Here is a 951-nt window from a genome sequence, read left to right as displayed (position 1 = left end):
AATGGCGCGCAGTTTAATTGGTGGCTTAATCGCCAATGGCATGTCAGCTGAAGATATCCACGTTGCTGATAAAAATGCCGCAACACTTGAGTCACTTAACCGTCAATATCCTGTGCAGACGTTTACCAGCAACCAACATGCTATCGAAGGTGCTGATGTCATTATTATTGCTGTCAAACCTCAGCAACTGCAAGAGGTTGTTAAAGCGCTTCATTCTTCCTGGCAAGAAAAGCAATTACTGATTTCAATTGCCGCCGGCATCCGTATTGAAGATATTAGCCGTTGGCTGGATAAACCACAGGCTGCGATTGTGCGTGCAATGCCCAATACGCCAGCGTTGGTGGAAGCCGGCGCTACCGCGCTGTTTGCAAATGAATATGTTAGCCACCAGCAGCATGAATTGGCGGAATCCATCTTGCGTGCCTGTGGTTTGGCAATCTGGCTGAAAGAAGAAAAACACATGGATGCTGTTACTGCCGTTTCCGGCAGCGGCCCGGCCTATTTCTTTCTGGTGATGGAAGCGATGGAAAATGCGGCTATTGAACTTGGCTTACCCCAGGAAACCGCGCGACTGTTATGTTTGGAAACCGCATTCGGAGCCGCTAAAATGGCCCTTGAAAGTGGCGAATCTGCCAGCACTTTGCGTAAACAGGTCACCTCTCCCGGCGGCACGACTGAAAGAGCTATTCATGAACTGGAAGATGGTGGTTTACATGGCTTATTTGAAAACGCATTAGTGGCGGCGGCTTTGCGCGCAAGAGAGCTGGCCAATGAACTGGGACAAGACCATGCCTAATAGCTATTTTTCAAATCCATTGATGTTTCTGATTGAAACACTTTTTCAGCTTTATATGTATATCGTTGCCATACGGTTATTGTTACCGCTGATAAGGACTTCATTTACCCATCCTTTGATTCAGACCATTATCCGAATTACCGAGCCACTTTGTG

At 47.3% G+C, this 951-nt stretch carries 1 protein-coding gene; it reads left to right on the top strand.

Annotated elements, in window-relative coordinates; translation table 11 throughout:
• Position 1: 1 nt before the first annotated feature.
• Positions 2-796 carry a pyrroline-5-carboxylate reductase gene (gene proC / locus B3182_RS08520; protein WP_292752354.1) on the top strand — a complete coding sequence of 265 codons (795 nt, stop codon included), beginning with the start codon at positions 2-4 and terminating at the stop codon, positions 794-796.
• Positions 797-951: the final 155 nt, after the last annotated feature.

This window comes from Methylophaga sp. UBA4204 (genome assembly GCF_002379485.1).
GTDB lineage: Bacteria > Pseudomonadota > Gammaproteobacteria > Nitrosococcales > Methylophagaceae > Methylophaga.
Note: the sequence above shows the minus strand (reverse complement) of the source record. Positions and strands in the feature narration are given on the sequence as shown.